This window comes from Micrococcales bacterium (assembly GCA_009784895.1).
Lineage (GTDB): Bacteria > Actinomycetota > Actinomycetes > Actinomycetales > WQXJ01 > WQXJ01.
The window spans coordinates 1-8,249 of record WQXJ01000067.1 but is presented as its reverse complement, the minus strand read 5'-3'; the positions used below and the strand labels follow the sequence as shown (position 1 = coordinate 8,249).

Annotated in this window: 3 protein-coding genes; all 3 read right to left on the bottom strand. The window is 61.7% G+C overall.

The window, feature by feature from the left end; genetic code table 11:
• Positions 1 to 5,141 (bottom strand): hypothetical protein (locus tag FWD29_09330; GenBank protein ID MCL2804132.1); only part of this gene is annotated, 5,141 nt, incomplete at its 3' end.
• Between the two features lie 395 nt (positions 5,142 to 5,536).
• Positions 5,537 to 6,619: a phosphoribosylaminoimidazolesuccinocarboxamide synthase gene (locus tag FWD29_09325; GenBank protein ID MCL2804131.1), complete on the bottom strand. Its 1,083-nt coding sequence runs from the start codon at positions 6,617 to 6,619 to the stop codon at positions 5,537 to 5,539.
• A 310-nt stretch (positions 6,620 to 6,929) separates the two neighbouring features.
• On the bottom strand, positions 6,930 to 8,249 hold a 1,320-nt coding region (locus FWD29_09320; protein MCL2804130.1), incomplete at its 5' end, for an Ig-like domain-containing protein.

Genomic DNA, 8,249 nt, shown 5'->3' with positions numbered 1-8,249 from the left:
GTGGCGGTGTAGACGCCAAGCGCCGTTCGGGTCCAATTCCCAATGGTGGCGCTGCCGCCACCGGCCCTATCAGCCCGGGCGCTTAGGGCCAACAAATCTGCGTCGGTCAGATCAACTGGTTGATTGGCCGCGTTGAAGGCGCGCAGGGTGATCAGGGCGCCGGACTTGCCAACCACCGTCTCGGCCGGAGGGGCCGGTGTGGCCGTGAAGTGCGACTTGGTGATCTCCCAGGTGTCCGAGCCGAATTCGGCCGTCAAAGTTGGGGTCAACGTCACCCGGTTGGGACCGGCCGCACGGAAGTAGAAGGTCAGCGCGTAGGTCTCAATGTCATTTGACCTGACCTCAATGGTGTAGGTGCCAGCAGGGGTCTGCTGCGGCGTAGACATGATGGCGCCAGGCGGGACAGAGTCGAAGAAGTAGTTGTTGGCGGCGGCAGTGGGCGAATACCAGTTGCGCACCGGGTTGAGGTAATGATCCCGAAGGACCGCTGTAATGCGGAAGCAATCTGCGGCATCGGCCACAACTACCGGATGCGAAGGTGAGATCGCCACGCAAGGCTGAATTGACAAAGTCGAATTCAAGACATCCGGCTCGTCCTCAACAAAGTGGGCTACATCGTTCGGGTTGGGCGTGGCCAAGGTGGTCAGCTCAGTGCCGGAATAGGAGACCGTGATCTTGTGGTCCCCGGCATCGGTGCCACGAACCGTGGCGGAGTACTCGCCGGCGGTGGATGTGGGCGTAAAGGCGGAGAAGTTCAAGGCCACGCCAGTCGGTCCTTGAGCGCTGAGCCGGGCGCCGCGCCCGGTCATGGGCAAACCATTTTGGTCAATCATCAGCACGGTGATGGTGCCGGTGTCGGTGTCGTTGGCAATGATGTCATCCGGCGAAACCCGCACAGTCGACAGCGACAGGTCGGGGTCATCGCCGGTCCTGAAGGTCAAGGTTTGCGGCGACTTGTCGTTGTCGGTGCGGGCGGCACCAACATGGCCGGCGTTGTACATGGCCGTGATGACGTAGTCGCCCTCTGGAGCCACGGCCGTTACGGTGACCTGGGCCTGGCCGGCGCTTGAAGTCGTTAGCACCTCGCCAGCCGGGTTGAGGGTGGTCGAACCACTGCGCATAGTGGCACCGCCAGCATCTGGGGTGGCGGTGGACTTGGCGATCGAGAAGGTGACATCCTCGCCCTGCAGCGCGTTGAGATTGTTCTCATCAAAGACCGTGGCCGTCACAACATAGGCGGCGGTGCCATTGGGCAGCAGACCAGAGTCGCCGGCCGGGTTAACGGTCAACCTGGTCTGGTTGTGAACCGGATCCGACCATGGATCGAATGTGGCCGGCTGGGTGTCAATGTCAACCGCACCGGAACCGGTTTGCGTAGCCGCGGCCTTGATTTGGCGGGTGTCAGCAATGGTCGAATAGATGCGGATGTTGTAGACGCCGGTGGGGCAGGACGTGCCCACCAGGGCGACCGAGCAGGTCACCGCCGTGGCGTTGCCGGGGCCCGTTAGCGGCGGGTTGGTGGCGGTGGACCAGAAGCGAGCGCCGGAGAGCGGGGCTGGCGCCGTGGTCACATCTGACATGGTGATGCGGCCAATGCCGTCAGTTATTGGGCTGGCGTTGAAGCCGACCAGTGTGATGACACCTTCGTAGAAACCCCAGTCACTGGGTGACTTAGAGGCAAACTGCCAATCGGCATAAGGCGTGGGGGTCTTCGGGGTGATGGTGAAATCCGAATACTCGGTGCACCGCGGGTCGTTGGTGCCCTTGACGCAGATGACGGTGTTGTCATCGAAGGTGGCGGTCTGGGTGCCCAGTACTTTGGGCGTGCCCTTGTCGTTGAAAGTGACTGTGACTTGCAGGTCACCATCCCTAGCCGAGCGGATCGAGAAGGAGTAGTCGCCGCTGCCGGCCGCCGTCTCCTCAAGGTTGTCAATCCAATAGTCGGTGCCCTGAGTTAGGGTGCTGCCGCCCCGGGTGACTGAGATCGACAGATCTGCCACCTTGCCGGTGATCGGGTTGTCGCCGCAGTCGCGCAGTTTGATCAAGGCGCTGCGGAAATCGGAGCTGTTCGACAGGCGCAGGCCGGTGTTATTCAGGGTAAAGGCATCGGACGGCGGCGGCATGCACTGCTCGTTGGCCTCGAAGTAGGTCAGTGCCGGGTGGCGGTTAGCCGGCGGGGAGTCGACCGTGGAGAAGGTGGTGGCGGTGCCGTTGACGTCAGTTCTAGCCGTAATGGAATAGGTGCCGGGTACCAGACCCTTGACCACCAAAGTGCACTCACCATTGGCGTCAGTCACGCAGGTGTCTGCCTGAAGGTCATTGGCGAAAGACGCACCAGTAGCGGTGGCCCCATTGCCGTCCGGAGCTATGGTCATCTCGACTCCCTGGCCCGGGACCGGGCTCAAGATAGAGGCGCCACCAGCATCGGTGACCGTGCCCTGCAGTTTGGCCGTGATGGAGTAGGTGCCGCCGGCGGTGCCAGTAACAGTGACCTTCAACGGGGTGCTCGAGTCGGGCTCAGGATCAGTGGTGATTGAGCTGGTCTTCATGTCAACCACGGGCATGTAGGTCAGGCGGCAAACGACCGAAGAGCCGACGCCCGTGGCCGTGCCGTCTAGCCTCAACTCGGTGGGCGAAACCACCGTGTAAGCAACCGGGACTCCGGTGATCGGATCCATGCAATAGGTATCGATCGGTGCGCCGGCGGCATCAACGCGGGTGCCCAAGCGCCAGCCGTCCGGAATTGAGGTGGTGGTGATATCAACCGGACTGCCAGGTGTGGTGATGGCGTGGCCCTGGCGCGAAGGCTGCCAGGCGCCGTCAGCGCTGGTGGTGATGGAATCAGAGGTCGAAGATGGCGCGGTGTTGATGACGTTTGTCAGGGTGTAGTCGAAGGTGGAGGAGACCCCAGCCACTGTCCTGGCCTGCAACTGAACAGTGGCATTGGCAATGCCCATGCGGTAGTCCTCAACTTCACCGGTCTGGACCCACGGCGTGGTGTTCCAGTCGGTGGCGGCGGCCGGCTTTTCCGGTGACAAACTGGCCCAGTCAAGGCCAGCCTCAGCCCGGATGAACATGTTTTGCAGGCCGCCGGTGGGCTGGACCGAGCCCACAATGTAGTTGTTGCGGTAGACGTAGCCGTCCGCGGCCGGTGTGGCGTTAGCAGCGGTGTCGCCAATCCTTGGGGTAGTTGTGAAGGTGGTGCCGGCGGCAGCAACATTCATCTCGCCAAACCAGGCTTTGGCATAGGCCGATGCCGCGTTCAGGCCTTCAACCTTGATGCGGAAGTCGTAGGAGCGCCCCACTGCCAGGATCTGGTCCTGCAAAGGCGCCCAAACCGTGCCTGGACCTGAGTCTTTGTACTCGACACCGTCATCGGTCAAATGAGCGTTGGCCCCCGGGTCATTGATGCCGTCGCCATATTGCCCGGCCGTCGCGCCAATGCGGGCATTGCCTTGGACAGTGGTGGGGAACAGCAACGGGCCGCCCTGGGCCCGGGTCGACTTGAAAGTGGCCGGCGCATCACCGTAAGAGCCGTAGATCGAAAGACCGAAATCTGCCACCGACAGCTCGTCTGAGGTGGTCGAAGTCGCCTTGGTCACAATTAGCGCACCGGTATCGGTGAAAACGTTGTCTGCGCCCATTTGGGCTGAAGGATCAATGCCGTCAGTCCGGGCCCCTAGACACGGGCCCTCATAACCCGCGGCCATCGCATTGCCCGAACACCGCGGTGTGACGACGTTGGCGGTGCCACGCTGGTAGTTGCCGTCTTGGTCGATCTTGCTCGAATAACCACCGGCATAAGTCTGCCTGGCGTTGTAGCCATCAATTGTGGGTTGTTTTACCCGGACATACCACTCAACGTTGGCGGTCGCGTCAAGAATAAAGTTGTATTCACCCAGGCCGTCGGTCTCTTGGGTCGAGACCGGGCCAGATTGCCCCTGCTTGTACAGCTCGACCGTGACATTAGGTAGAACCGGCTCACCAGAATCTCTGACACCGTCGCCGTTGAGGTCATTGAAGATGGTGCCGCGGAATGTTCCGGCGGTCTGGGCTGAGGCCAGGTCACGGAAGTCTTGGACAGTAAAGCCGCCACGGCTCATTTGCTTGGTTAGCGGGTTCATCACCACAAGGGCGCCGGAACCAAACCGGGCGTAAATCAGACCATCATGGAAGGCCATACCCCAATAGGTGTCGACGCCAAGTTGGTTGTTGAACCGCAAAACCTTTTGCCAATACCAGTTTTCGCCGTCGGCTCCAGGCTTGACCTTGATCAGATAGGTTAAGCCACCATTCGAGGCCAACAGGTAGGCGTTGCCCTCCGCGTCCAAAGCCATATCAGAACCGATATTCCACAACGCCGTGGTCGATACGGTGCCGTTGGCCGCCGCAAGCTGATCATTCGGCGTGGCCGGGTACAACATACGGCTCTGCCGGCAGGTCGCCCTAAGGCTGGCGTTCTGCTCCCACGGCTTGCAGACCTCTAGCTGAGCCGAGGTACCAAATGTCGTTGGATCGGAGATGTTGCGAACGTCGTTGCCTTCAGCCGGAGACAAATAAAGTTCGCCGGTGCCCTGGAAAACCTCGCCGCCAGACCAGTTGTTGCCACCAGTGAAGCGGTTCCACGAAACAAAGAACTCCTTGGCCACAGTGTCATTCGGCACCACCTTGCGGACCGAGACGGCGTTGCCGCCACCGGCCTGGGTCGTGCCGCCCCAAGCCCAAAGGTAACCAACCAAACGGCCCGTCATTTGCCCGGCAGAATCGCGCTCAGGACCAATCGCCATAGTGGTCGGAGCGCCGCCGTTATTCCAGCCGGTGGCGTTCCAAGCCGGCTCGGTGTAGCCAGCCGCAGTCGCGGTAGCGGCCTTGGGATCCTTGATCGCCCAACCGGAGGTGTTGTAGGCGCTATAAAGCCAGTCCTTGTTGAACTGGGTGGCGCCCGCCCAGAGCGTCGCGTTCCAGCTGATAGTGCCGTCAGAGGCCTGGGCCTGCTGGCGCCCCATCCAGGATTGAGCCACGCTCAACCCCCCTAAGCCAATCGCCGCAGCAACCAACAAGGTCACCGGCCTAACCAGACGGCCAAAACGGCGCCTGACGTCGGTCGAAACTGAGGAACTGTGGGCTGGACTGGTGTTCATGGGTGTTTCCTTGGTTTTGGTGTGGCGCCAAAGACGCCAATGGTTCCCGCCTGGGCTGAGGAAGGGCGGGAAAGAAGGCCGGGCTGATGCGGTGCAAATGACCGTTCTCCTGACACGGATTGGGCAGAGGTGGCGTAGGCAGATTTACTTGCCCTGCCGAGGGCAGGGCCAACCCAACCACCGGGTTGAGCATTCGTCATGCTCACCTCATTCTGCTCCAAATACGTGTTGACCTGCATATTTATTCGCAGGTCAACCGGCTATCGAGCAAGAGAGGTGGTTACGCTGCTGGCATGACGCCAAAACTGCCCCCGACTTGCCCCGTCCAAGGGGCCAATTGCACAGGTAAATGCCCGGCTTGAGGGCCGGCACAGGGCAATCCCCAATCACAACCGTCAGGCGAAAACCTGGCCGGTCAGGGTCTGGTAGGCCTCGATGTAGCGGGCGCGGGTTTGAGCCACCACCTCTTCGGGTAGCGGCGGGGGCGGCGAGGCCTTGTCCCAAGCGGACTGATGGGTCAGCCAGTCGCGCAAATACTGCTTGTCGAAGGACGGCTGCGGTCCACCCGGCTGGTAGGTCTTGGTGTCCCAGTAGCGGGAGGAGTCCGGGGTCAGTACCTCATCGCCCAGCGTGATCTGGCCGGAGGCCGGGTCGGCGCCGAATTCGAACTTGGTATCCGCCAAGATCAGGCCCCGCTCCAAAGCGATGTCATGGGCTTTGGCATACAGGCGCATAGTTAGGTCGCGCAGCTGGGCGGCGGCTTCTTGACCTAACTGGGTGACGACGTAGTCGAAAGGCACGTTTTCGTCATGCTGGCCCACCTCTGCCTTGGTGGCCGGGGTGAAGATCGGCTGGGGTAGCCGGTCGCCGTCCTGGAGTCCGGCCGGCAGCTCTATCCCGGTGACTCGGCCAGTGGCCTGGTACTCCTTTAGCCCCGAGCCTGTCAGGTAGCCGCGGGCCACACACTCGACCTGAAACATGGCCAGGCGCTGGACAATCATGGCCCGGCCCTTGACCACCTCAGGGACCTCCAGGCTGATCAGGTGGTTGGGTGCGATTTCGCCAAACTGGTCCATCCACCAAACCGACAGCGCGGTCAAGACCTTGCCCTTGTCCGGGATGGGGGTGGGCAGGATGTAGTCGTAGGCGCTGATCCGGTCCGTGGTCACCACCAACAACTGGTCGCTTTGGCCGTCGGCTTGGTCATTGTCCAACTCATAAACATCGCGGACCTTGCCGGCGGCCAGGAACCGCCAACCCTCGATGGCCGGCGCCTGGGCCGGAGCCTCTCTTGGCGCGACACCGAGGTTTGGCACCTCGGCTCCCGGGCCTTCTGGCGCGACACCGAGGTTTGGCACCTCGGCTCCCGGGCCTTTAGGCGCGACACCGAGGTTTGGCACCTCGGCTCCCGGGCCTTCTGGCGCGACACCGAGGTTCTGCGGCTGCGCGCCAGGGTCAAATGGTGGGATCGAGTTCACGGTCCCTAGTCTGGCACTGGACCGGCGGACCCGGCCCACCCCCATGCCGCGACACCGAGGTTGTGCACAGCGGGAAGCATGCAACAGCTCGGTGTCGCTGCAAAAGAGCTGATGGGAGACAGATTGTGCGAAAGCTCGGTGTCGCTGCATAAGGTGGGCCGCTGCGGAAGGTGGGGTGACGGCAGAAGGCGGGTTAATGCACCGGTGGGGCGCTGGCCTGGTCTTACGACCAGCCAGCGCCCCACCGATCTGTGGTTTGGCGGGACCAAGGCGGCCTGACCTAGTCCCCTTACAGGCCGCCTATGGGGCCCTACGCGCCGGTGTCCTCAGCCTCGCGGCGGTTGCGACGCTTCGCTGCGACGATCAACCACCAGCCGGCTGACAACGCCAGCACCGCCAATCCACTCAACCCCAAGACATCCGCGCCTGTGAAGGGGAGGCGTCCCTTCGACGGATCAATTGGAGCTGGTCCTGTCCTTTCGATGACCTGGAACTGAGCGCTGACCGTGCCAGAATCCGGTCCGGTCAGAACAATCGAGTGCGTGCCCAGGTCAGTGCCCTGTGGCACAGTGAAGGTCCACGTCACCGTTCCGTTTGGATCAGCCACCTTGGTGCCGAGCTCCAAAGGATCGGAGTGCATCACCGCGGTAACCGACTCCCCAGGCTGGAAATTGCGACCAGTGGCCGTCTGCTTTTCGCCAACGTAGCGAGTCGGGTAGACCAACACCACGGCCGGCAGACCGATCCGCCATTGCTTGGTGGTGGTGTTACCAGCCGGATCCGTCGCCGTGATGGTGACAATGTCACCTTCGTTCAGCGGCTTGTCCGGTGTGATTTTCCAGTTGCCATCTGGGTCAACGATGGTTGAGCCAACCTCGTTGCCATCCTTATCGGTGATAGTGATGGTGTCTCCCGGGTCACCTTTGCCGGTTATTTCGGTGCCATCCGACGGGTCTGGCACCAGGTTAGGTAGGCCGGCCTGGACAGTGATCTGGGATTTCACCGAGGTGAAGGTGTGGTTGGCCAAAGCCTCCGGACTATTATCCGGCGCCTTGTCAATGTATTCGAGGTTTACCGCCAGAGCTGACAAGACAGCGCCCTGTTCCAGCGGCTGGCCAAAGGCGCAGGACCACTTGCCCTGAGCGTCAGTCTGCGTGACGCAAATGGTGTTAGTTGAAGAACCGTTGTGAACATGGATCCTGTGGTGCGGCTCGGCAGTGCCACTGATCTTCTTGGCATTTGCCACGGCCGTGGAGTAGACCGGAGCTGGCGGCGTGGGCACGAACTTGACCGTTACCGTGTCGACAGCCTGGGCGCCGTCGATGGCGAAGGCAAAGACCGCGTCGCCGGCCGCCTGCGAGGAAACCTTGATGCTGTAGGTGCCGTCATGGTTGTTGGTGGCAACACCGCTGTCGTGGACCACCACGCCATTGAGCGAGGTTGTCACCGTGACCTGAGCTGTCGGGTCATCCAACTGATTGCCCTGAGCGTCCAGCAGCTTCACCGTCAAAGTGGCTTGATCCAGTTTGCCCCTGGCGGTGGTGTCCAGACGGTTGGCCTCAACGTAGCCACGGTTGGTGGTGATAGTCGAGGTCAACGGGCTAGCGTCACCAGCCGTGAACACGAGCGT